Genomic DNA, 21,951 nt, shown 5'->3' on the forward strand with positions numbered 1-21,951 from the left:
CGAACCGTGTCCATGTCTTTGCCCGCCATTGCTCCCGCCTCCAGCGCTTCTCCCTCTGCGGTCCGTTCCGCTGCGGCGTCCCAAGCGCGGTTCTGGGACCGCATCGCGCCCAAGTACGCAGCCGACCCCATTGCCGACCTGGCGGGGTATGAGGCCACACTGCAGCGCGTGCAGGGCCTGCTGTCCACGCAGCATGACGTGCTGGAGATTGGCTGCGGCACGGGCAGCACGGCGCTGCGCCTGGCGCCTTTCACCCGCAGCTTGCTGGCCACCGATGTCTCGCCCCAGATGATTGCCATTGCCCACCAGCGGCTGGCCGCGCAGCCCTCGCCGCAGCTGAGTTTTGCCGTGGCCGACGCCGAGGCCGCGGCCTTTGGGCAGGCGGCGTACGACGCGGTGCTGGCCTTCAACGTGCTGCACCTGACGAGCGACCTCGACGGTGCGCTCAAGCAGGTGGTGCAGGTGCTGCGGCCGGGTGGGTTGCTGATCTCCAAGACGGCTTGCCTTGCCGAGATGAACCCGCTGATTCCCTACCTGGCCGTGCCGCTGATGCGCGCCATTGGCAAGGCCCCGCCCGTGCTGTGTTTTGGCGAACAGCGGCTGCAGTCGGCCATGGTGCAGCAGGGCCTGCAGATCGTCTGCGCCGAGCGGCATGGCACGCGGGGCAAGGACATCCGCGCCTTTGTCGTGGCCCGCAAACCGGGCTGATTTTTCCCCTTTCACGTCAACGCATGCGGCCCTTTTGGGGGACGCAGGGAGTTGTTTTGCCTGCTGGTTTTTGCCGAGCCGTTTTGTTCATTCCCCATTGATCCCAAGGAGCCTGTCATGTCTGTTTCTTCCCACTCATCGCACCGCACCCGCTTTGTTCGCTGGTCTGCGGGGGCGCTGACCCTGGCGCTCTTCGCCGGTTGCGCTTCCACCCTCGACCAGTCGGGCCTGGAGCAGCGTACGGCGCAAGCCATCGGGCGGACTGCCGACCAGTTCACCATCACCGATCGCCAGGAGGAAACCGGTGGCCGGGTCAACTACACCGTCAACACCCGCGACGGCGCCACCTACCGGTGCTACGTGTACGGCGCCACAGGCTTTCAGAAGGCCATGAGCTTTGGGCAAACACCCCATTCCGACGCCATCTGCACAGCCATGGTGGGCAGCAAGAGCGGTAGCAGCAGCCCTGCAGCCGCAGCGCCAGCAGCAGCCACGGCGCCTGCCGCCCGTGGCCGCAATGCCAGCCCCGAGTGCAACGCCTTGCTGAAAGCGGCCGGGCGGTGCTGATGTTTGCGCTCCCACCTTCCACGCAGCCCCGCAAGCAGAACGCCATGAAGGGGATCCACACCACCTTGTTGATGGCTGCGGCCTGGCTGCCCCTGGCGGCCAGCGCGGCGGACCTGCGGGTTGCCGTGACCGACGGCCCCGCTGCGCCAGCCACGCTCTACCTGGCCGTGTTTGACTCGGCCGATGCATTTGCCAGCAACCAGGCCGTGGTCTCGCAAAAGATCGAACTGCGCGACGGTGCCGCGCAACTGGTGTTCAGTGGCTTGCCCGCCGGGCGCTACGTGGTCAAGTCGTTTGCCGACGAAAACGGCAACGCCAAGCTGGACACCAACCTGCTGGGCCTGCCCACAGAGCGGTATGGCTTCTCCAATGACGCCCGGGGCCGCATGGGCCCGCCCGGTTTCGACGCGGCGGCCGTGCCGCTGGATGCCGACCACAGCATCACCATCCGCCTGCGCTGAACCCCCTGGAGGCGTACTCATGTCCATCCATCGTCGTGATCTGGTGCTGCGGCTCATGGCCGCTGGCGGCGGCCCCTTGCTTGCGTCCCTGGCATCCCAGGTGCCCCGCGCGGCGCACGCGCAAGCGTCGTCCCCCAGCTGGCACGCCCAGTTCGAAGCGTCCCAGGCGCCGTGGAAGCCGGCGTTTGCCACTGCGGCGGCAGACATTCCTCTGACAGCAGCCAGGGTGCGCGGGCGCTTCCCGGATGCCGTGGCGGGCACGTTGTACCGCGTGGGCCCGGCGGGCCACGACCTGGGTGGAGAGCGCTACAAGCACTGGTTTGACGGCGACGGGATGGCCCACCGTTTTGTGATCGACGGCACCATGGTGCACCACCAGGGCCGCTATGTGGCCACCGCCAAGCGGCTGGCTGAAGTCCAGGCGGGCCGCAGGCTGACCGAAGGCTTTGGCACCGTGTTCCCGGGCCGCGAGCCACCCAGCTCGCCCGACAGCATGAACGCCGCCAACATCAGCATGCTGCCTGTGGGGGGCGACATGCTGGCGCTGTGGGAGGGCGGCTCGGCCACGCGCCTGGACCCCCACACGCTGGAGACCCGGGGCCTCAAGACCTGGCGCGCAGACCTGGCGGGCGTGCCCTTCTCGGCCCACCCTCGGGTGGAGCCCGATGGAACGATCTGGAACTTTGGCGTGGACGCCCACCACGGCCTGTTGCTGCTGTACGAAATCACGCCTGCAGGGGCTCTGCGGCGTGCCGATGCGTTCCCGCTCAGCCACATGCCCATGGTGCACGACTTTGCGGTCACGGCCGGGCACCTCGTCTTCCTGCTGCCCCCGCTGGTGTACGACGCGCAGCGCCGCCTGGCCGGTGCGAGTGTGCTGGACGCGCACCAATGGCGCCCCGAGCTGGGCATGCGTGTGCTGGTGGTCAACAAGCAGGACTGGAAGCGGCAGCAGATGTTCCACTTGCCTGCGGGTTTCCTGTTCCACCTGGGCAACGCCTGGGAGGAGCACACCGCCAGCGGCACGGTGATTCACCTCGACTACGCGCGCGCAGCCGACGCATCCGGCGTCCTCACCGACACGCGCGAGGTAATGCGCGCCCGGCTGGCGGGCTCGGCAGGCCCGGTGCTGACGGTGGCCCGCCTGGATCTGCACACCGGCCAGGCCACGCAGGCCAGCCTGGGTGTGGAGGCGGAGTTTCCGCGCATCGACCCCCGGCGGGTCGGGCAGCGGCACCGCCAGGTCGTCCATGCCACCGGCACCCAGGGCGGCCTGCCGCTGTGGGGCGCCATTGCCTCCACCAACGTAGAGAGCGGCGTGTCGCAGCGCTACCGCTACGGCCCCCACACCATCGTGGAAGAGCATGTCTGGGTGCCCGACGCGCGCGGCCCCGGCTGGGTGCTGGGCACCGCGCTGGACTACGCCCGCAAGCAAACCCTGCTGTCGTGTTTTGCCGCCGACGCGCTGGCCGAAGGCCCCGTGGCGCAGGCCACGCTGCCGTATGCGCTGCCGCTGGGGCTGCACGGCGTGTTTGTGGCGGCCTGATGTGCAGCCTTGGCGCGCCCCCGGCAGGTTTGCAAAAGCCCTGGCTTGCACCGGCAGATGGGGCGGCTTCACTCAACAAAATGGTCAAGGCGAAATGAAAAGATGGCGGTGGGTGGGCTTGTGGTTGTCCGTGTGTCTGGCGGGCTGTGCCACCGTGCCGGGCGTGGTCACCGACACGGCGGGCGGCCGCACGGTGGAACATGCCCTGGCCGGGCAGGGCGCACCGGTGGTGGTGTTCGAGAACGGGCTGGGGGCAAGCCTCGATTGGTGGGCCAAGGTCTGGCCCGACACCGTGCAGGAGACCACCGCGCTGGCCTACAACCGCGCAGGCTACGGCCACAGCGAGGCATCGCCAGGCCCCCGCGACGGCGCCCATGTGGTGGAGGAACTGAGGGCGCTGCTCCAGGCACGCAAGCTGCCGCCGCCCTACGTGCTGGTGGGCCATTCGCTGGGCGGCTTGTACATGCAGCTGTTTGCGCGCCAATACCCCGGCGAGGTGGCCGCGCTGGTGCTGGTGGACTCCACCCACCCCGACCAGATGCGCGGCGCGGGCAACCCCGACCTGTGGCCCACGTGGCTCAAAGTGGCCTTCCGCCTGAGCACGTCTGACGTGGTCAAGCAGGAGCTGGCAGCGCTGGATGCCACCGGGCAACTCGTTGCCAGCCTGCCGGTGGACCCCTCTATGCCCGTGTTTGTGCTCAGCGCGTTGCGCACCCCGGGGGCTTCCCCTGCGCTGGCCGACGATGTGCACCGAAAACGCGCCGACATCGCGCACCTCTATCCAGGCTCCACCCAGGTGTGGGTGGACAGTGGGCACGGCATCCCCCTGGAGAAGCCCGAGGCGGTGGTGCAGGCGATTCGGGATGCGATGCAGGCTGCCCGTGCCTCTCAAGCGACCCGCGCTGCTGCGCCGGGGTGCGCTCCTGCGGCAGGCGGGTTGCCGGGTGCGTGCGCACAGGGCGTGCAATCTGGTGGGTAATTGTTTGCTATAAATTGGATAGCTAACAATGAATACAGACGGGCGGTAAGCACCTTTTTGACTCAAAAAACCCGCGTTGCCTGCCCCAAGCCGGTGGCTAGGGCGCACAGGCAAGGGCAGGCCGTGGGTTGTCACTGGCCCCAGAACGCGTCTTCCTGCGCCGGATTGCTGGAGAACAGGCGGACCTCGACGATCCTTCCATCCACGATGTGCAGCACATCCACACCCGCCTGCTGGAGCGTGAGGCCGTCGCGCTCGCCTGCAAACTCGATGCTCACTGCCACCCAGTCTCCGTTGGCCATGTAGTGGTCGGCCCGGGTGATCGCAAACGTACCTTTCGACACGGCCATCATCTGGCCGAGCATCTGGCCCACGGCGGCCATGCCACGGTGCGTGCCCGAGAACTGGTTGTGGCCCGGCTGGTGCCAGACCACATCGGGCGAGATGACGCGGCCGAGGGTGGCCTGGTCGCCGGTTTGTGCGGCTTGGATGTAGGTCTTGGCGATTTCAATGGCGTGCATGGGGATTCCTTGGTGAATTTAGGGCAACGCCCAGTGGGCGCTGTGAGGTCATTGTTGGACAATCAAAGCCCTTATAGGCGGTGTAAACCGGGCGATTTACTGTCACTTCAGGACAAACTCCTGCGCCCCGCCGTTGCTGACCCATGACCCCACGCCACCACAAATCCGCCGCAGCCCGCCACCCCGACATCCAGCACCTGAGCTACCAGCCCGAGGGGCTGTACCCGCTCGACCTGGAGATATTCCGGGTATCGGACCTGCGGCAACGGGTGGGCGGCGAGGCGCTGGCGTCCACCTACCGCTACGCCTTTCCGACCCTGATCTTTGTGACGCAGGGAACCTGCCTCCACCTGGTGGACTTCGAGCACGTGCGCTGCGGCCCGGGCTCGGTGCTGGTCCTGCGGCCTGGCAAAGCCCACAGTTTTGGAGACACCCAGGACTGGGATGGCTGGATGGTGCTGTTCCGCCCCGAATTTCTGTGGGCAGCCGCACCCGCCGCGCAGGCGCAGACCCCTCTCGACGGGCTGGACGGCCTGCCCACCGCGTGGGCGCTGGGCAGCGAAAGCGCACCGGTGATCGCCCACGCCATTGCGCAGATGCAGCAGGACACGCAGACCCACGCCGCATCGCTGCATGCCCATGCCCTGTTGCGCTATCAGCTCTATGCGTTGCTGACGCGGCTGCGCATGGCGCACGAGCAGCAGTCCGCGCAGCGCGTTCCTCCGGGGCGCGCGCTGCAGAGATTCAAGGCATTCGAGTTGCTGGTGGAGAAGCACTTTGCCACCTGGCACCAGCTGCCCCGGTATGCGCAGCAGCTGGGCTGCTCCGAGAAAAGCCTGGTGCGCGCATCGCTGGAAGCAGCCGGGGTTACGCCCAAGGCCTTCATTTCTGCCCGCGTCGTTCTGGAGGCCAAGCGCCTGCTGGCCCACACCACCTGGCCGGTGGCGCGCGTCGCCGAGGGGCTGGGCTATAGCGATCTGGCGAATTTCGCCAAGTTCTTCAAGCGGGAGGCGGGGTGCACCCCGACCGAATTTCGCTGCAGGCAGACGGCCCATCAGCAGGGGATGGTGGGGCGCCTGCAGGCAACGGCTTCGCACCCGATTCCCCCACGGCCCACAGCCTGAACGGCCCGGCCGCTGCGCCGGGGCATGCCCTGCTCGAGACACACGGCGCCCGCAGCTGCGCAGCCAGCGAGCAGCAAGCTACCCAAGCAGTTGGACTGTGCGCGGGTCTTTTTCCCCGCCGAAATACTTTTGCAGCACCGCCTCGAACACGCTGCCCGGCGCAGAAGCTTCGCCAAACAGCGTCATGCTGGAGCGCAGCTTGAGGTCGTCTGGCGAGCCCAACACATCCAGCGCAGAAGACGTCTCCAGGTCCAGCAGGATCTGGCAGCACTCACGCAAACGGCCTGCGAGCACCGGGTGCGCCAGGTAAGCCTGCGCCTCGGCCATCGATTGAATGGCATAGCGCAGGGCCATGTCGCTGTGCCCCAGCCCCTGTATCTGCGGAAACACAAACCACATCCAATGCGTGCGCTTTTTGCCCGCCCGCAGCTCAGCGATCACACGGGGCAAGACGGGCTCCTGGGCTTGGAGGAAACGGTCGAGAACTGGGGGGAGCGGCATGCTGGGGTGGGTGGTGGGCTGGTTGCAGTGGATGGTGACTGCGAACCCTTGGCAGGGCAAGAATTGAATGGTGATGGCAGTGCAGGGGAGGGGGCGCGTGCGCGTGACACGCAGTCAGACCCCATGCCAGAATGAACCGATGAGCACCACCACCACCTCCTTCCAATCCAACGCAGACGGCACCCAGGTCACCACCTACACCTGGGCCCAAACCCCGGGCCAACCTGTGGGCGTCGTTCAAATTTCCCACGGGCTCGCCGAGCATGGCGAGCGCTACGACCGCTTTGCGCGGGCCTTGAACGCCGCAGGCTTCATCGTCCACGCCGTGGACCATCGCGGCCACGGGCGCACTGCCGGTGGGCGGCTGGGAGACTTTGGCAGCGCTGGTTTCAGCGGACTCATTGCCGATGTGGCCCAGTTCGGCGCGCTGCTGCGTGCGCAGCACGCCGGCCTGCCGCTCTTCCTGTTCGGCCACTCCATGGGCTCGTTCGCAGCGCAGGCGGCCATCCTCGACCACTCTTCCACCTGGTCCGGCGTCATCCTGTCAGGCTCCACCGCCCTCGACCTGTTTGCCGCCGCCATGGCCAACGCCCCGGCCGACGCGCCCGCCGGGCTCGCGGCCTTCAACGCGGGGTTCGAGCACCGCACCGGCTACGAATGGCTGTCGCGCGACGCAGCAGAGGTCGATGCCTACGTGGCCGACCCGTGGTGCGGCTGGGACATGCCGGACGACGTGATCCCCTCACTCTTCGCACCCGCGCCCCGGCTGGCCGATCCCGCGCTGCTCGCGCGCATCCGCAGTGACTTGCCCATCCTGATTGCATCCGGCGATGCGGACCCGCTGGCCGCAGGCGGGGTCTTATTGGAGCAACTGGGGCAGCGGTATCGGGATGCCGGTGTGGCCGATGTGACGGTCAAGCTGTACCCGGCGGCGCGGCATGAAATCTTGAATGAGACCAATCGGGACGAGGTGACGGGGGATATCGTGGCGTGGCTGCGGGCGCGTTCCCGCATTGCGTAGTCACGGCTCCCGTAGCAGCAGTCTGTTGAAGCGGCTCCCACGCCAGTTCATGCGAACAGCTCTGCCACCCTCTCCAGGAATGCCTGCATGTTCAGCTCGGCATCCAGCGTTTCGCGGGCGATAACGTCGGCGTTCCCGTGGCGCACGCCGTACTCAATGCGCAGCTGCATTTGGCCGTCGTCGTCCAGTCCGTTTTCGTAGCCCATGCGGAACATGCGTGATATGTCGCCGCGGCGAGCCAGTGCCAGGAATCGATGCTCGTCGAGGCCCGTGATGGGTGGAAAGCAAAGGCACACCACTTTGATCGCGCCCTCACCAGCCCTGCCGGGCAGAGTAACCACATGGCATCTGAGGCCGTCCGGGTGGATGCGTTCTGCGACAGGCAAGGTGGAGGCCTTGTCTTGCCACACACACGTGAGTTCGGATGCACCATCCGGGCCGGCGAACCTGGCCCAAAAGCCGCCTGGGTCTTTGCGCAGGTCCTGGTGCAAGGCTTCGGTCACTTCATAGTGGTGACAGCGCCGCCCACGCGGGTCGGGGGTGTGGGACTGCAGCGATGCAGGAATAGGGCGCAGTGCGGCCCGCCAGGCAGCTATGTCGTTCCAGCGGACCAGTGGCTGCGTGTGGGCCAGCGTGGCGCGCACGGCCGCCAGGGCCTCGCGTTCCTGAGGCGCGCGCCAATGGCTGCTGTGCTGCCAGTGGTTCTCCAGCTCGCGGGCGATGTTGGCTGCCAGTGGGTTGCCATTGAGGTGGGCGATGACGAGGCGCTGCGCATGCGGGAAGACCTCTTCACGCAGGCTGCGCGAGCCGTCGGAGCCGTCAGGGCGGTCCGACCAGGTGTAGGCGTTGCGGTAGGGAGTACGCACTGTGTCGGCGCTGGCGTCGTTGAGCAGTTGGTCCAGCCCATGCAGTTCAGTGCACAGGCCCGCCAGGGGCAGCACGCGACCACATACCAGCGCGAGGACAGCAGGCAACTGCGACAGACGTTCGAGTGTCCACCGGTGCAGGGAGCCCGGCCCGGGCTCGAAGAACGCCATGTCCAGATCGAAGGCGGTGTCCTGGTGAGGCTTGGGGCCCAAGGCTTGTGCCAGCACAGCGGTGCAAGCGTCATGCCACACACGCAGGGTCAGGTTCAGCACTTCATAGCGCATCAGATTCACTGCCAGCACCTGGCGCACAGCACCAAGCCGTCGGGCGAGGACGATGGGGGCGTCGGGCTTGTCGGGTGGCGCAGCTTCCAGCTCAAAACCGCTGCCTGCCATAGCGCGCGCCAGGGCAGGGGCCAAAACTTCTCGCACCTCGCTCTCGCCGCGCAGCGCGTCTGGCGGGAGCGCCCCCCAGGGCAGCTTTTGGGCGGGCGCCACAGGCGCGGCGGCTTGCGCGAACTCGGTCGGCACTACCCGGCCGTCGGGCAGAAAACCTACGCCCAGCGTCGCGTCATACGCCACCAATCCCAGTGCACCGGCAATCTCCACAGCCGCCCGGTATGCAGGCATCTCGTCCACATTCGGCAGGTCAAACTGCCATGCCGCGCGACGGCAGGCGTTGGCCTGCTGCAAGGGCGTGGTGCGGCCCGCGTCCTTGAAGCGATCCTCGAACCGCAGCGCGAACTCGACAAAGCGCAAGTTCTTACCATCGGCACGCGCGTGCAGTAACTCGCGCATGGCCTCGAGCGCCGCAAAGCTCTCAGGCAGCGGCAGGGCATGGCGATCGGGGTCGAAGAGGTGAAGGCTAGAGGGCATGGCTGAGCGAAGACAAAGGGTTGGCTCACGCAGCTTAGCCGCTATCAGGGCCTGGCAGCTTCGCCGTACGAGAGGGACTTCACGCTCACGTCGCGTAGCAGCATGCTGGCCTCCCGCTCTTGCTGTTCGGGCACTCCATGGGCTAGTTCGCAGCGCAGGCGGCGATTCTGGACCAAGCATCCACCTGGTCCGGCGCCGTACTGTCAGGCTCCACCGCTCTCGACCTGTTCGCCGCCGGCATGGCCACCGCCCCCGCCGACGCGCCCGCCGGGCTCGCGGCATTCAACGCGGGCTTTGAGCACCGCACCGGCTACGAATGGCTGTCGCGCGACGCCGCAGAGGTAGACGCCTACGTGGCAGACCCCTGGTGCGGCTGGGACGTGCCGGAGGACGTGATCCCTTCACTCTTCGCCCCCGCGCCCCGGCTGGGCGACCCCGCGCTGCTCGCGCGTATCCGCAGCGACTTGCCCATCCTCATCGCATCCGGCGACGCGGACCCGGTGGCCGCAGGCGGGGTATTGATTCAGCAACTGGGGTAGCGGTATCGGGATGCCGGTGTGACCGATGTGATGGTCAAGCTGTACCCTGCGGCGCGCATGAGATCTTGAATGAGTCCAATCGGGTTGAGGTGACGGGGGATGTTGTGGCGTGGCTGCGAGCGCGTTGACTTTGCGTAGTCGATGCTCGACGCCGTGGCGGCGATCTGGTCATGCCTGCTTTCGGCCAGAAGCGGACATTCACTATGAAGGAATTTTCTTGCGGCGCTATTGGAGCGATTCAGAACAGTACCAAGCCCGGCCACATGGTTCGGATTGATGACGACAGTGCGAACTCCGGTGGTTTCCCGATACTTGAGTGGTGGGAAGGCTCAACCGGCCCTAACGTCAACGGCGCTTTCGACTCTTGGGTCGAGAACGAGTTGGCCGTATCGAAATTCTTGCAAGAGACCGGTTGGTGCATTGTGTGGCACTGACATTTCACCTATCGGCCATAACCTGCCCGTCACCAATGGCCGATATGAGGTGCGTCTACGCCGCGCGAAGGATATTGACTCGGCTATCCTCCGGAACGAAGCACTGCCAGAAATCTTGGCAGAAGAAGTCGGGCTCCAACCTTCGTTTTAACTACAAAGGTGTGTGCGCAAACCATTCGTCAACTTAGTCACTCAACAATGACTGATATCTCACTGCCGGTATCCAACGGGGTTGTCAACGTGCCAGGCAAGCGACCGCTTGTCATCATCGGGCCCAACGGGGTTGGAAAGACTCGACTGGGTGTCGAACTCACACGCAGGAACGGAGCTGAACGTGTGGCTGCTCTGCGCAATGTCGAGATTTCTGGCATCCCAATGCAGACAATGCAGCAGGCCAGCCAAGAGGTCAAGAACGCACTCAACGAGCTACTGAACTCACACTGGCGCCAGTCATACGAACTGCAAAACCTGCTTTCAGAAATACTAGCTGATGATCGAGAGCAAGCCGTCGCCTACCGGGCAGCCGACCTGATGCACCCGGGTAGCCAAAAGGATGTCAGTCTGTCGAATACCCGACTCATCCGCATCGTAAAAATCTGGAATCGACACTTTCCCGGTCGCGCAATCAATCTGGACTATGCACCAATGGTTGTCAGAACCATGAGCGACGGTCAGGAGGCACGCTATTCGATTGCTCAAATGAGCGAGGGGGAGCGTACAGCCCTCTATCTGGCTGCAAGGGTAGTGAGCTGCAACACGCCGATCATGCTGGTTGACGAGCCAGAGACATTCTTTCATCCGGTCCTTGCTAAGAACCTGTGGGACGATCTGGAGAGAGAAGCGCCAAATGTCCGCTTCGTCTACATCACTCACGACATTCCATTTGCATTGTCACGGCATGACGCGCGTTTCGCGATTGCTCGACCGGACAATCGGGCGGAACTCTTGCCTGAGACTAACGCGATTCCAAGCGACGTGATCACCGAGGTTCTTGGCGCAGCGTCGTTCTCGATCAGCGCGTCGCGCCTTGTGTTTTGCGAAGGCAGACCTGGAAGTCTCGATCTTCCCATCCTTCGTGCTTGGCACAAATGTCCAAACACCGCAGTTGTCCCCGCTGGAGGATGTAACGCCGTGCGCGAATGTGTAGCAGTTTTTCGTGCCGGCCAAATTACAGGCGGGTTGACAGCAGTTGGATATGTAGATCGTGATGCTTGGCCCGACTCCTACCTGAATTCTGATCCGAATGTGCATCCGCACACATTTAGCGAGATCGAAGGAATTTTCTGCAGCGAGCCTGTATTTGTGGCACTGGCCAAGAAGAACGGTGTTGCTGACCCGCAAGCCGCGTTTCATTCGTTCATGACGGAGGCAAGGGGCAGGTTTGCTGGCCCAATATTGAACAAGGAGATTCTGCAGCGCGCCAAGCTTCGCGTTGAGATCGAACAGCGGTCGTTGCTCAACCCGATTAGAACGAATCCGGATCTGTCACAGGTGAAGCAAGCGTTCGTATCGGCGGCGCCTGTCGGTGGATGGACCTCCTACATGCAGTCCGTCTTCGATCAGGAGGACGTGCGGTTGCAAGCGTCGAGAAATGGCCCTGCCGAGGACTTTATCCGTGACTTCCCCGCGAAGTCGTATTACAAGGCGGCTGCTCAACACATGGGCTATTTGCCGGAAAAGATGGTCGAGGTACTCATTAGCGCGCTGGAACTATCTGATGCTGAGGCCGCTAAAGAGGGATCTCTTTGCGAACTCCGAGATGCTTTGGTCGCTTACTTGACGCCTCGCATGTTGCCTCGCACTGTTTGAAGGCATTGCGAACCCTCAGTTCTATGTTCGCATTGCGGTGCTGGACTTGTCTGCCGGGGATTCTCATCCGGCGCGCACCTAAAGGCTCGACACGTTCAACGTCCGGTTTTGGCAGGTTGCGCGCCTCAACGATTGGCCGCTTCGGGCCCTGAGCCGACGTTCAATAAAGTCCCATTGCCTGCATGAACGGAAGAAGTTGCACTTGCATCTGATTGGCGGAGTTCAGTGTTCCGTTGTGCAAATAGATTGGGCGGCCGGATTCGGCATCTAAGACTTCAGCGTGATAGTCACCAGTCTCCCAGCATGTAACGCGACCACTAGCGCTGGGTGAGTCCACATCAATGCGGGCTGAAAGATTGTCTGAAGGTGCGGCTGTCGTGACATGTGCGTTCGGGATTGATTTCGCCCAAACAAGAAATTGCTGCAACACTTCACCGTCTCCAATGTCGACGTCTGGCCGGATTTAACCCGATGCCGTTGGAGCGCTGGGGACCATCCGGGAAGTGCTGCGCATTCCTCATGCGAGGCGCCCTGAGTCTAGGAGATGATCTACGAAGCTCTCGTGCAGTCCCTCTCCAATGCTCTTGCCGTCCCCGTCAACGACGTAAAGACGACCATGCTCAGCAAGGCGTGTACCTCCGTCGAGCGCGACAAAAATGGTATGAGCAAAGCCACGCAACCCCTCGCTTAGGACCGCGCGTACGGCTTGAGGAGCGACGCCAGCAGCGGTGAGAGCCTCCGAAATCACGCGATATGGTCCAACATCGTCTACCCATTCGAGCGGCGCCTCTGTGTTCGTCAGGGAATCCGTCATGTCGGACACCCAGCCGTCGAGGGCCATGGAAACATCATCAAATAGGTGCTCTTTGGTTGCCATGTGAGTCGAGTTTGAATTTGCGCAACGTCCGCTTCTGGCCGAATTCTGCCTCACGGCGAGGGACGCTAGCGGGCCCAAAGCGGTCGCAGGGCTTTCTCCCAAACGGTCCTACGGCCTTTCAAAATGGGCAAGTCTACGCAGCTGCGGCCACGGCATCACCTACGTATATAGCTGTAGATGGCAAGTCAGTCTGGGCAGATATCACATCGGCAACAGGCTCACTTGTGGCTGCATTGAAGAAGGAGTTCAGCAACTTGGCTGCTAAGGTTTTCGTACGAATTGCGAAGATCCGGGGAGGCCTGCGAAGCTGGCCAAGATGAGCGAATTCCTATCCTGTCCTCAGATATCGCCACAACGTGCAGCGTCATGTGCGTCGTTCCCGAGAATGAAACGATAAGTCCACCCATCCCATCATCAGTAATCGCGACCGCTTTCCCACTAGAGCGAAGCGTCTCTACGCCACACGTTCGCATCTTGTGCTCCGCCAAATGAATATGCGTTTCGCTCCCTTCAACCGTTTTGTCAGCGAGCATTTGCTCAAAGGCAATGGAGCCGCCGAAAACGAGAGTGAGAGTTAAGACTGCGACTACCAAGCGCAAACGTTTTGACATAACAGACGCTGATACATAGCTTTTGAATCAAGCGGGACCAATGCGATGTCCGCTATTGGCCGATAGTACGTGTTCGATGGCAATCGTCGGATGATGGCAACCACTGCTAAGCAGCTAGAACCCCGAGCATTCAATTTCGTCGGCCACCGAGCTATATCTACCGACCCCGCACCGCTCGCCCCCTCCGCGCAGCCCCCGCAATCTGACAAGCCCGCCGGTACGCCCGCAAGGTCAACTCCGCCCGCTGCATCACCGTGTCTTCCACGGCCGCAGCACGGTGGGCCAGCTCGTCGGCCTGGGCCTGCAGCAACTCCGCCGGACTCATCCCCGACGCCTCGCCCGTCAGCAGCGCAATCCCCTCGCTCACATGTCCCATGGTGTAGACATGGAACAGCCCGCGCTCCACCGCGTCCAGCACGCTACGGTCCAGCATCAGGTGGCGCTGGTTGCGTGCGGGGATCAGTACGCCCTGCGTGCCATCGAGCCCTGCGGTGCTGCAGGCGCGGAACCAGCCTTCGATCTTTTCGTTGATACCGCCCACGGGCAGCACCTCGCCGTGCTGGTTCAATGCGCCTGTCACGGCAATGCCCTGGCGCAGAGGCAGGCCTGACAGGCTGGACAGCAGCGCATACAGCTCGGCGCACGAGGCCGAGTCGCCCTCCACGCCGCTGTATTCCTGCTCGAACACGATGGACGCGTTGAGCGCCAGCGGCGCGACGTGGCTGAACAGCGCGGTGAGGTAGCTGTGCAGGATGAGCACGCCTTTGTCGTGGATGGGGCCGGACATATCGACCTCGCGCTCGATGTTGAGCAGGCCCTCTTGCCCGGCAAAGGTGCGCGCGGTGATGCGCACGGGGAAGCCGAAGCGGTAGTCGCCCAGGTCGATCTGCGTCATGGCGTTGATCTGGCCGGTGATGGAGCCTGCCAGCGAGATCAGGCGCTCGCCCTCGGTGATGGAGTCGTGCAGTTCTTCTTCAGGCTGGTTGTGGCGCTGGGTGCGGGCGGCCAGGGCGGCCAACACGTCGGCGGCCTGCACCAGCGTGCCGCCGCGCGCCTTGCACAGGGCGGCGCTTTCAATGGCCAGCGCTTCGGTGTGGGCAAAGCGGGCGCTCTGGCGGTGCTGGTCGTCGGCCTCGCGGTGGGTTTGTTCCAGCAGCAGGGCCACGGCGTCGGCGCCGAAGTGGGGCAGGCCGCGCTTTTTGCAGACTTGGGCCACCAGGATGGCGGTGGCGTGGTGGGTGGCGGGCGTGGCGGCAAAGTGGTCGGAAAAATCGACCTTCACGCGAAAGCGGCGCGCGGCGTCGGGGTCGGCGTCTTGCAGGGCGTAGTACTCGTCCACCGATCCGATCAGCACGATCTTCACATCCACATCCACGGGCTCGGGCTGCAGTGCCACGGCACCGCCGGGGGCATGGCCGGGGCCGCCGCCTCCTTCTTCGATCTGCAGGCGGCCGCAGCGCAAGAAGCGGCGCAGGCGTTGCCACAGGCCCTCTTCGGCAGCCAGGTCGTGCAGGTGCAGCAGGATGAAGCCGCCGTGCGCCTTGAGCAGGCTGCCCGCGTGGATGCTGGTGTGGTCGGCCTGCACGGTGTCGGCCTCGGAGCCATGCTCGATGCTGCCGAACAGTGTGCGCTGGGTGGGGTTGTCTTCCACCACCACGGGGGCGGCGGTGCGGCCGTGGTTGTCCACCACCAGGTTCACCTGGCAGCGGGCCAGCAGGTCGTCGAGCGCGTCCTTGCGGTCGTCTTCGGCATCGGCGCCCTGGTCGCCACCTCGTTCGGTGTCCAGGGGCTCGAACAGGTCGATGTCGTCCAGCACCGCGTGCTCCACCTGGTCGAGCCAGTGGGCGAGCTTGACGGTGTCCTTGATCTGTTTGCGCAGGCCTTGGCGGATGTCGTGCAGAGCGTGGTCCACCAGGGGCTTGATGGTCTGGCGGCGCAGCGCGGCCAGGGCTTCGTCGCGGGCGCGCTCCAGCGGGCGGACGGCTTCCAGAAAGCGGGCGATCTCGGTGCGCAGTGCGTGTTCGGCGGCGTCGATCTCTGCGCGGCGCTCGCGCGGCAGGGCGCGGGCTTCGGCTTCGGTCAGCGCCTGGCCTTTGGGGCCTGTGAGGGTGAACACCATTTGCCCGCCCTCGCGGTTCAGGCGAAATTGGCGCGCCTCGGCAAACGCGTCGAGCACGGCAAAGGCCTCGCCTTCTTGCGCCTGCCAGGCTTTCTCGATGCGCTCCGCCTCGGCCTTGAAGTCGGCGGCGGCCAGGCGCTTGGGGATGTCGGCCTGCAGGTTCTTGGCCATGTCGGCCAGGCCCTGGCGCAGTTGGCGGCCCTGGCCCGCTGGCAGGCGCAGGGCGCGGGGGCGGTCGGGCGTGTCGAAGTTGTGCAGGTAGCACAGGTCGGGCGGCACGGCGCGTTCTGCCGCAGCAGCCTGCATGGCCTGGCGCATCAGTGATGCGCGCCCGCTGCCCACTTCGCCCAGCACGAACAGGTGGTAGTCGGGCTGGTGCAGCCCCAGGCCAAACTGCGCGGCGGCCTGCGCGCGCTCCTGGCCGATCCAGGGCAGGGGCAGGTCTTGCAGCTCGGCCGTGCTGGCAAAGCCCAGCGTGGCGGGGTCAATGGTCAGCCGCAGCTGGTGGGGGGCGAGGGCAGAAGCGGGCATCAGTACAGGTGTTGGGGGAGGGCAGGTCACCACAGTGTGTCTGCCATCTCAAAATATGAGTCAAATTGGCTGCTAGCGCTTGATGGATAAGCGCAAGCAGCTATAAAAATAGTAGTAACCAGCAGTCAGTGCGCCACGGGGCACACGCCTTTGGGTGCCCCACCGGCCAGCGCATGGCTGCGCGCATCGGCCAGCGCCGCAGCGGTGGGCACCTCGGTGGGCCAGCCCGCCAGGTGCTGTTGCGCCACGCGGCTCAGCGCCGTGATCCAGTGGCTGTTGTCGTTCAGGCAGGGGATGTAGTGAAACTCCTGCCCGCCCGCGTGCAAAAAGGCCTCGCGCACTTCCATGTTGATTTCTTCCAGCGTTTCCAGGCAGTCGCTGGTGAAGCCCGGGCACACCACGTCCACGCGCCGCGTGCCGGCTTTGCCCAGCGCTTCGATGGTGGGCTGGGTGTAGGGTTCCAGCCATTTGGCCTTGCCAAAGCGCGACTGGAAGGTGATGCGGTAGCGGTCTTCGCGCAGGCCCAGGCGCTCGGCCAGCAGGCGGCCCGTCTTGCGCGATTCGCAGTGGTAGGGGTCGCCCAGGTGCAGCGTACGTTCGGGCACGCCGTGAAAGCTCATCACCAGCTGGTCGGGCTGGCCGTGGGTCTTCCAGTGCGATTCGATGGTGCGGGCCAGCGCGTCGATGTAGCCGGGGGCGTCGTGGTACCGGTTCACAAACCGCAGCTCGGGCACGTTGCGGGTGGCGGCAGCCCAGGCGTAGACGGCGTCGAACACGCTGGCGGTGGTGGTGGCCGAATACTGCGGGTACAGCGGCAGGATGAGGATGCGCGTGGCGCCTTCGGCCTTGAGCGCATCGAGCTGGCTGGCGATGGACGGGTTGCCATAGCGCATGGCATGGCGCACCAGCACCGCGTGCCCCGCTTCGCCCAGCCAGCCGCGCAGCAGCGTGGCCTGCTTGGCCGTCCAGTGGGCCAGGGGCGAGCCCTCGGGCGTCCAGATGCTGGCATATTTGGCGGCCGATTTGGCCGGGCGCGTGCGCAGGATGATGCCGTGCAGGATGGGTAGCCACACGAGTTTGGGGATCTCCACCACGCGGTGGTCACCCAGGAACTGCGCCAGATAGCGGCGCACGGCGGGGGCCGTGGGTTCGTCGGGCGTGCCGAGGTTGCACAGCAGCACTCCAGTGCGTTCGGCCTGGCCGTGGGTGTAAGGGGGTTCGGTGTGGAAGGGTGAGCGCATGCCCCGATTGTGGCAAACGGACCGGCCCTTCGGTGACCGTGGAGTATTCTCTGCAGACCATGCCCGATTCCCCCGCTGAACTGCCCGCCGCCCAGCCCACCGCGCTGCAGCTGGACACCTCCCGCATCCGCGCCATCTCCATCGACCTGGATGACACGCTCTGGCCCATCTGGCCCACCATCACGCGGGCTGAACGCGTGCTGCTGGACTGGCTCACGCGCCACGCGCCCGCCACGGCAACCTTGTTCTCCAGCACCGAATCGCTGCGCGCCATCCGCAACCAGATGGTGGCGCTGCGGCCCGACCTGCTGCACGACCTGAGCGCGCTGCGGCGCGAGTCCATCCGCCTGGCGCTGACCCAGGCGGGCGACGAGCCCGCGCTGGCCGAACCGGCGTTTGACCTGTTTTTTGCCGAGCGCATGCGCGTGGAGCTGTTTGACGACGCACACGACACGCTGGCCTTCTTGTCGGCGCGCTACCCGGTGGTGGCGGTATCCAACGGCAATGCCGACGTGCACCGCATCGGCATCGGCCACTACTTTCGCCACAGCATCAGCGCATCGGAGTTTGGCGTGGCCAAGCCCGATGCGCGCATTTTTCACGCTGCCGCCACGGCCGTCGATGTGCTGCCCCACGAGGTGCTGCACGTGGGCGACGATGCCACGCTGGATGCGCAGGGCGCGCTGAACGCGGGCATGCAGGCCGTGTGGATCAACAGCGCCAACCACCCCTGGCCGCACGACGACACACCGCCCCATGCCACGGTGGACAGCCTCACTGCGCTGTGCAGGCTGCTCGCCTGACCGGCTGCGCTGGCCCAGTTTCTTGCCTCAGGTCAAGGTTTGGGCGTGCGGTGGTTGAAGCCGTTGCCCGATAAGGTCACACTCCATCGTCGCTCGGCGACCCTTCCCACCATGCCCCGTACTCCCCCCCCGTTGCCCACCATCCGCACCATCGGCCTCATGCAACCCATGGCCTGGCTGGTGCTGGCCTGGCGCGACATGGCGCGGGCGGGCTGGATCAGCTTTGCGCATGGGCTGGCGCTCACGCTGTTCGGGGCCGCGATCTTTGCGGTGGGGCACCACCGCTTCTGGCTGCTGGCGGGGGCGCTGTCGGGCTTTCTGGTGGTGGCGCCGGTGCTGGCCACCAGCCTGTATGCGCTGAGCCGCGCGCTGGAGCGCCGCGAAAGCGCCAACCTGGGCGTGGTGCTCAAGACCTGGTTCAACTGGCAGAACAGCCACGTGAACAAATGGGGCAACGACTACTGGTGCATGGTGCAGTTTGGCGCCTTGCTGGCGCTGGCCGCCTCGGGTTGGGTGATGACCTCGGCGGCGCTCATCACGCTGCTGGCACCGGTGCCGATCGAGACCCCGCTCGACTTTCTGCGCCACGTGGTCATGGCCCGCGACGGCTGGTTGTTTGAAATCTGGCTGGCCCTGGGCAGCTTGATGGCCGCGCCGATTTTTGCGTCCAGCGTGGTGGCCATGCCGCTGCTGCTGGACCGCCGCGCCACGCTATTGCAGGCCGTGCTGACCAGCTGGCAGGCCGTGGTGGTCAACCCGCTGCCCATGGCGTTCTGGGCGGCGATCATCCTGGGCTTTACCTTGCTGGGCCTGGGCTCGCTGCTGCTGGGCCTGATCGCCGTGATGCCCATGCTGGGCCACGCCAGCTGGCACGCTTACCGCGACCTGGTGGATGCCTCCAGCCTGCCCGAGCGCGACCTGGCTGCACCCGCTGCACCCGCCCGAACGCCTGGAGGGGCATCGTGATTTTTGGCTTCACCGAGGCGCAGATCTCGGGCTTCTTCCTCACCTACGGCGTGGGGGCGTTCATCGCCTACATGCTGTTCATCATCGGGCAGCTGGCGTGGGAATCGAAGGCAGGGCGGTTTGGCACCTTTGTGCTGTTTCTGGGCCTGGGTGTGGGGTTTCTGGGGTTCCTGGCCAAGGTGGTGATTCAGTGGTGGCTGGAGAAGTGAGCGGGCCAGAGGTTCGCTGAAACCGTTCCGCTCGAACGGCAGCAGCCGCCTCAGCGCGGCCAGGACCGCAGGCCCAGCTCCTGCGCCAGCTGGCGGTAGTCGGCCAGACTGCGTTGCACGAACTCCTCCAGCGCCGCGCCGGTGCGCGCAAACGGGTACAGGCCGTACTGGCTGCACAGCGCGGCATAACCGGGGGCGGCCAGCGCATCGGCAAACGCGGCCACCCAGGCGCGCACGGCGGCATCGGGGGCGCTGGCGGCCATGTACAGGCCGCGCACCGTGGGCCAGACCAGGTCCACGCCCTGCTCGCGCGCCGTGGGCAGGTCGGCCAGGGCGCCGGGCAGGCGGGCCTGGGCCAGCACGGCCAGAAAGCGCAGGGGCGCGCCTTTTTCCAGGGCCTGCCGAGCTTCAGCGGCATCGCCGGTGAAGACGCCGATATGGCCGCCGCGCAGGGCCTTGAGTGCCTCGCCGCCGCCTTCAAACGAGACAAACCGCATGCGCTTGGGGTCCTGCCCGGCGGCACGGGTCAGCAGCGCGGCCTTCATCCAGTCTTGGCTGCCCAGGGTGCCACCGGCGCCAAACACCACGCGGGCCGGGTCCTTGCGCAGCGCGGTCACCACGTCTTGCAGGCGCTGGTGGGGCGAATCGCGGTGCACGGCCACCACGCCGTAGTCGGTGCCCAGGGTGGCGATCCAGCGCACGGCGCTCACCGGGTGCGGGCCAAAGCGGCCCTGTGCGATGTTGAGCAGCGAGCCGCTGGAGAACGCCACCAGCGTGCCCGGCCCGCCCAGCCGCCCGGTAGCGATCTGGTCAAACGCCATGGCACCGATGCCCCCGGGTAGATAGCGTGTGTGCAGCGGTGGGCGTGCGGGGCGCACGGCTTGCACGGCCTGCGTGGCCAGGCCGCAGGTCAGGTCGAACCCGCCGCCGGGGCGGGAGGGGGCGATGCATTCGGCGGGCTCCAGCGATGCGTCGGCCGCCCACGCAGCTGGCGTGTGCGCAGCGCCTGCGGTGCCCGCCAGTGCTGCCAGCCACTGCAGGGCGCGGCGGCGGGGCAGGGTGGGGAGAGGGTGTGGTGCGGACGGCATGCGGGGCGAATTCTGGCGGAATCTGGGGTGCTGCGGGATGGGGGTTTTCAGCCCCGGGGCCACCACAGGATGGCCAGCAGGCCGGGCCCACCCGCGCGTTCTTCGAGCCGCAGGCCGCCCCGATGCCGCTCGGCGATGGAGCGCGCGATTGCCAGCCCCAGGCCTGAGCCGCCTGCCGCCGCCTGCGAGCCACGCCGGTAGCGCTGGCCAAGTGCATCGCGTTCGCTGGCGGGCAGGCCGGGGCCGTTGTCTTCCACGCTAAGGCTCCAGCCGAGGTCATCGCCTGCGGCTGACACGGTGACCGTGCCGTGTTCAGGTGTGTAGGCAATCGCGTTGGCCGCCAGGTTGGCAAGCGCCTCGCGCAGCAAGCCGCTGTCGCCCACGGCCATGAACTCGGGCGTGGGGGTGTGGATGCCAAAGTCGATCTGCCGAGCGCGGGCGCGGGGCAGCAGCTCCAGCGCCACGGCGCGCAGCAGCGCGGCCAGGTCGAATGGGGCCAGCTCCACTGCGGCCGTGTCGCTGCGGCCCAGGGCCAGCAGCTGTTGGGTGCTGCGCGTGGCGCGCGCGACTTCGCCGCCGATGGCTTCCAGGGTGTGCTGCACCTGGGTGGCGTCGGCCTCGCGCCGGGCGTAGTCGATCTGCATCTGCAGCGTGGTGAGGTGGGTGCGCAGCTGGTGCGAGGCATCGTCCAGAAACTGCCGCTGCTGGGCCACCAGGTCTTGCGTGCGCGCCATCTGCTGGTTGGCGGCGGCCACCAGGGGGCGGATGTCGGCGGGCAGGTCGGTGTCGGCCATGGGGGTCATGTCGTCGGGGCTGCGCGCCTGCACCTCGCGCGCCAGGCGCGCCAGCGGCCGCAGCGCCACGGCCAGCGTGGCGGCTGTGCCCAGCACCATGAGCGCCAGCACCAGCGTGTCGCGCAGCGCTGCCCGGCGCACAAAGCGGCGCGTGAACTCCTGCCGCGAGCGGGTGCTTTCTGCCACCTGCACCAGCACGCTGCTGGCATCGGCTCCGGGCGCGGCGCCGTCTACCGCCCGGCGGTAGGCGGCCAGCCGCACGGATTCGCCGAAGTAGGTGGCGTCATAAAAAAGTGGCACGCCGGGCGTGAGTGGGCCGGGCGGCAGGGGCAGGTCGGCGTTGCCCAGCTCCACCAGCCCGTCGGACGACGCCACGCGGAAGTACACATTGCCGCTGGCCGTGAGTTCAAAAAATTCGAGCATGCTGTACGGCAGCTCGGCCGACAGGCCGCCCGACGCCGTGGAGATATTGGCGTCAATGGATTTGAGCGCCCCGAGCAGCGAGCGGTCGTAGGCCGCGTTGGCCGCCTCCAGCGCGTCGTGTCGCGTCATCCACAGCTCCACGCCCGTCACCACGGCCAGCAGCGGCAGCAGCAGCAGGGCCAGCAGCCGCCACAGGCTGGCGCGGCGCAGGCGTTGTATCAAAGACATGGCAGCGGACTCCGCCGCAAAGAACAGGGAGCGGTCCTGAACATGCGCGTGGCCCACGCCAGTGCCACCGTGGAACTGGCTTTGCCAGGCCACAGGTGGCGTCCCCCCT

22 protein-coding genes are annotated in these 21,951 nt (G+C 65.9%); 13 read left to right on the top strand and 9 right to left on the bottom strand.

Features of this window, described 5'->3' with window-relative positions:
• Nucleotides 1-12 precede the first annotated feature (12 nt).
• The 5 genes from ACT89O_RS09070 (at nt 13) to ACT89O_RS09090 (ending at nt 4,261) form a co-directional block, all read left to right on the top strand.
• Nucleotides 13-708 (top strand): class I SAM-dependent methyltransferase, encoded by a 696-nt coding sequence (locus ACT89O_RS09070; RefSeq protein ID WP_487262399.1) that lies wholly within the window; start codon nt 13-15, stop codon nt 706-708.
• A 117-nt stretch (nt 709-825) separates the two neighbouring features.
• Nucleotides 826-1,275 carry a hypothetical protein gene (locus tag ACT89O_RS09075; RefSeq protein WP_228894509.1) on the top strand — a complete coding sequence of 150 codons (450 nt, stop codon included), beginning with the start codon at nt 826-828 and terminating at the stop codon, nt 1,273-1,275.
• Between the two features lie 44 nt (nt 1,276-1,319).
• The gene (locus ACT89O_RS09080) at nt 1,320-1,736 is read left to right on the top strand and encodes a DUF2141 domain-containing protein (RefSeq protein WP_121508758.1); all 417 of its coding nucleotides are present in this window, start codon (nt 1,320-1,322) and stop codon (nt 1,734-1,736) included.
• A 25-nt stretch (nt 1,737-1,761) separates the two neighbouring features.
• A complete protein-coding gene (locus ACT89O_RS09085) occupies nt 1,762-3,282 on the top strand; it encodes a carotenoid oxygenase family protein (protein ID WP_487262834.1) in 1,521 nt (506 codons plus the stop codon).
• 94 nt (nt 3,283-3,376) lie between these two features.
• Complete coding sequence (locus tag ACT89O_RS09090) at nt 3,377-4,261, top strand: alpha/beta fold hydrolase (protein WP_487262400.1); 885 nt, start codon at nt 3,377-3,379, stop codon at nt 4,259-4,261.
• Nucleotides 4,262-4,392: 131 nt separating this feature from the next.
• Here the strand turns inward: ACT89O_RS09090 and ACT89O_RS09095 are convergent, their stop codons facing one another.
• Nucleotides 4,393-4,782 carry a nuclear transport factor 2 family protein gene (locus tag ACT89O_RS09095; protein ID WP_487262401.1) on the bottom strand — a complete coding sequence of 130 codons (390 nt, stop codon included), beginning with the start codon at nt 4,780-4,782 and terminating at the stop codon, nt 4,393-4,395.
• A 143-nt stretch (nt 4,783-4,925) separates the two neighbouring features.
• On the opposite strand from ACT89O_RS09095, the gene ACT89O_RS09100 reads away from it, so the two are divergent.
• Nucleotides 4,926-5,906, top strand: a complete 981-nt coding sequence (locus ACT89O_RS09100; RefSeq protein WP_487262402.1) for a helix-turn-helix transcriptional regulator — start codon at nt 4,926-4,928, stop codon at nt 5,904-5,906.
• Nucleotides 5,907-5,984: 78 nt separating this feature from the next.
• Here the strand turns inward: ACT89O_RS09100 and ACT89O_RS09105 are convergent, their stop codons facing one another.
• Nucleotides 5,985-6,407, bottom strand: a complete 423-nt coding sequence (locus ACT89O_RS09105) for a DUF1810 domain-containing protein (RefSeq protein ID WP_487262403.1) — start codon at nt 6,405-6,407, stop codon at nt 5,985-5,987.
• 139 nt (nt 6,408-6,546) lie between these two features.
• On the opposite strand from ACT89O_RS09105, the gene ACT89O_RS09110 reads away from it, so the two are divergent.
• Nucleotides 6,547-7,428, top strand: a complete 882-nt coding sequence (locus tag ACT89O_RS09110; protein WP_487262404.1) for a lysophospholipase — start codon at nt 6,547-6,549, stop codon at nt 7,426-7,428.
• A 47-nt stretch (nt 7,429-7,475) separates the two neighbouring features.
• On the opposite strand, the gene ACT89O_RS09115 is transcribed toward ACT89O_RS09110, so the two are convergent.
• Complete coding sequence (locus ACT89O_RS09115; protein ID WP_487262405.1) at nt 7,476-9,170, bottom strand: hypothetical protein; 1,695 nt, start codon at nt 9,168-9,170, stop codon at nt 7,476-7,478.
• Between the two features lie 200 nt (nt 9,171-9,370).
• Between ACT89O_RS09115 and ACT89O_RS09120 the strand changes: the two genes are divergently transcribed.
• From ACT89O_RS09120 to ACT89O_RS09130, 3 genes are all read left to right on the top strand, one after another.
• The gene (locus ACT89O_RS09120) at nt 9,371-9,709 is read left to right on the top strand and encodes an alpha/beta fold hydrolase domain-containing protein (RefSeq protein ID WP_487262835.1); all 339 of its coding nucleotides are present in this window, start codon (nt 9,371-9,373) and stop codon (nt 9,707-9,709) included.
• A 203-nt stretch (nt 9,710-9,912) separates the two neighbouring features.
• On the top strand, nt 9,913-10,143 hold the full coding sequence (locus ACT89O_RS09125) for a hypothetical protein (RefSeq protein WP_487262406.1): 231 nt from the start codon (nt 9,913-9,915) through the stop codon (nt 10,141-10,143).
• Between the two features lie 198 nt (nt 10,144-10,341).
• On the top strand, nt 10,342-11,952 hold the full coding sequence (locus ACT89O_RS09130) for an AAA family ATPase (protein WP_487262407.1): 1,611 nt from the start codon (nt 10,342-10,344) through the stop codon (nt 11,950-11,952).
• A 160-nt stretch (nt 11,953-12,112) separates the two neighbouring features.
• On the opposite strand, the gene ACT89O_RS09135 is transcribed toward ACT89O_RS09130, so the two are convergent.
• The 4 genes from ACT89O_RS09135 to hemH form a co-directional block, all read right to left on the bottom strand.
• Nucleotides 12,113-12,382: an immunity protein TriTu family protein gene (locus ACT89O_RS09135; RefSeq protein ID WP_487262408.1), complete on the bottom strand. Its 270-nt coding sequence runs from the start codon at nt 12,380-12,382 to the stop codon at nt 12,113-12,115.
• 87 nt (nt 12,383-12,469) lie between these two features.
• The gene (locus ACT89O_RS09140) at nt 12,470-12,829 is read right to left on the bottom strand and encodes a hypothetical protein (RefSeq protein WP_487262409.1); all 360 of its coding nucleotides are present in this window, start codon (nt 12,827-12,829) and stop codon (nt 12,470-12,472) included.
• A gap of 768 nt (nt 12,830-13,597) precedes the next feature.
• Nucleotides 13,598-16,090 carry a Lon protease family protein gene (locus ACT89O_RS09145; RefSeq protein WP_487262410.1) on the bottom strand — a complete coding sequence of 831 codons (2,493 nt, stop codon included), beginning with the start codon at nt 16,088-16,090 and terminating at the stop codon, nt 13,598-13,600.
• 125 nt (nt 16,091-16,215) lie between these two features.
• Entirely contained in the window at nt 16,216-17,331 is a 1,116-nt protein-coding gene (gene hemH / locus ACT89O_RS09150) for a ferrochelatase (RefSeq protein WP_487262411.1), read from the bottom strand.
• A 59-nt stretch (nt 17,332-17,390) separates the two neighbouring features.
• Between hemH and ACT89O_RS09155 the strand changes: the two genes are divergently transcribed.
• The 3 genes from ACT89O_RS09155 to ACT89O_RS09165 all read left to right on the top strand — a co-directional run bounded on the left by ACT89O_RS09155 (nt 17,391) and on the right by ACT89O_RS09165 (nt 19,309).
• Nucleotides 17,391-18,134: an HAD-IA family hydrolase gene (locus tag ACT89O_RS09155; RefSeq protein WP_487262412.1), complete on the top strand. Its 744-nt coding sequence runs from the start codon at nt 17,391-17,393 to the stop codon at nt 18,132-18,134.
• Between the two features lie 111 nt (nt 18,135-18,245).
• Complete coding sequence (locus ACT89O_RS09160; protein WP_121419589.1) at nt 18,246-19,100, top strand: DUF2189 domain-containing protein; 855 nt, start codon at nt 18,246-18,248, stop codon at nt 19,098-19,100.
• The gene (locus ACT89O_RS09165) at nt 19,097-19,309 is read left to right on the top strand and encodes a DUF2788 domain-containing protein (protein WP_015014900.1); all 213 of its coding nucleotides are present in this window, start codon (nt 19,097-19,099) and stop codon (nt 19,307-19,309) included. The genes ACT89O_RS09160 and ACT89O_RS09165 overlap by 4 nt, the downstream gene beginning before the upstream one ends.
• 50 nt (nt 19,310-19,359) lie before the next feature.
• On the opposite strand, the gene ACT89O_RS09170 is transcribed toward ACT89O_RS09165, so the two are convergent.
• Together ACT89O_RS09170 and ACT89O_RS09175 are read right to left on the bottom strand one after the other, a co-directional pair.
• Complete coding sequence (locus ACT89O_RS09170; protein ID WP_228894540.1) at nt 19,360-20,397, bottom strand: tripartite tricarboxylate transporter substrate-binding protein; 1,038 nt, start codon at nt 20,395-20,397, stop codon at nt 19,360-19,362.
• 47 nt (nt 20,398-20,444) lie between these two features.
• Nucleotides 20,445-21,842, bottom strand: coding sequence for a sensor histidine kinase N-terminal domain-containing protein (locus ACT89O_RS09175; protein WP_487262413.1), 1,398 nt, complete (start codon nt 21,840-21,842; stop codon nt 20,445-20,447).
• Between the last annotated feature and the right edge of the window lie 109 nt (nt 21,843-21,951).

It is taken from the genome of Acidovorax sp. NN32 (assembly GCF_057597245.1).

Bases quoted from the DNA above. Each gene is read 5' to 3' on its own strand.
- ACT89O_RS09070 (WP_487262399.1), top strand. From the start codon at position 13: ATGTCTTTGCCCGCCATTGCTCCCGCCTCCAGCGCTTCTCCCTCTGCG.
- ACT89O_RS09075 (WP_228894509.1), top strand. From the start codon at position 826: ATGTCTGTTTCTTCCCACTCATCGCACCGCACCCGCTTTGTTCGCTGG.
- ACT89O_RS09080 (WP_121508758.1), top strand. From the start codon at position 1,320: ATGAAGGGGATCCACACCACCTTGTTGATGGCTGCGGCCTGGCTGCCC.
- ACT89O_RS09090 (WP_487262400.1), top strand. From the start codon at position 3,377: ATGAAAAGATGGCGGTGGGTGGGCTTGTGGTTGTCCGTGTGTCTGGCG.
- ACT89O_RS09095 (WP_487262401.1), bottom strand. From the start codon at position 4,782: ATGCACGCCATTGAAATCGCCAAGACCTACATCCAAGCCGCACAAACC.
- ACT89O_RS09100 (WP_487262402.1), top strand. From the start codon at position 4,926: ATGACCCCACGCCACCACAAATCCGCCGCAGCCCGCCACCCCGACATC.
- ACT89O_RS09105 (WP_487262403.1), bottom strand. From the start codon at position 6,407: ATGCCGCTCCCCCCAGTTCTCGACCGTTTCCTCCAAGCCCAGGAGCCC.
- ACT89O_RS09110 (WP_487262404.1), top strand. From the start codon at position 6,547: ATGAGCACCACCACCACCTCCTTCCAATCCAACGCAGACGGCACCCAG.
- ACT89O_RS09115 (WP_487262405.1), bottom strand. From the start codon at position 9,170: ATGCCCTCTAGCCTTCACCTCTTCGACCCCGATCGCCATGCCCTGCCG.
- ACT89O_RS09125 (WP_487262406.1), top strand. From the start codon at position 9,913: ATGAAGGAATTTTCTTGCGGCGCTATTGGAGCGATTCAGAACAGTACC.
- ACT89O_RS09130 (WP_487262407.1), top strand. From the start codon at position 10,342: ATGACTGATATCTCACTGCCGGTATCCAACGGGGTTGTCAACGTGCCA.
- ACT89O_RS09140 (WP_487262409.1), bottom strand. From the start codon at position 12,829: ATGGCAACCAAAGAGCACCTATTTGATGATGTTTCCATGGCCCTCGAC.
- ACT89O_RS09145 (WP_487262410.1), bottom strand. From the start codon at position 16,090: ATGCCCGCTTCTGCCCTCGCCCCCCACCAGCTGCGGCTGACCATTGAC.
- hemH (WP_487262411.1), bottom strand. From the start codon at position 17,331: ATGCGCTCACCCTTCCACACCGAACCCCCTTACACCCACGGCCAGGCC.
- ACT89O_RS09155 (WP_487262412.1), top strand. From the start codon at position 17,391: ATGCCCGATTCCCCCGCTGAACTGCCCGCCGCCCAGCCCACCGCGCTG.
- ACT89O_RS09160 (WP_121419589.1), top strand. From the start codon at position 18,246: ATGCCCCGTACTCCCCCCCCGTTGCCCACCATCCGCACCATCGGCCTC.
- ACT89O_RS09170 (WP_228894540.1), bottom strand. From the start codon at position 20,397: ATGCCGTCCGCACCACACCCTCTCCCCACCCTGCCCCGCCGCCGCGCC.
- ACT89O_RS09175 (WP_487262413.1), bottom strand. From the start codon at position 21,842: ATGTCTTTGATACAACGCCTGCGCCGCGCCAGCCTGTGGCGGCTGCTG.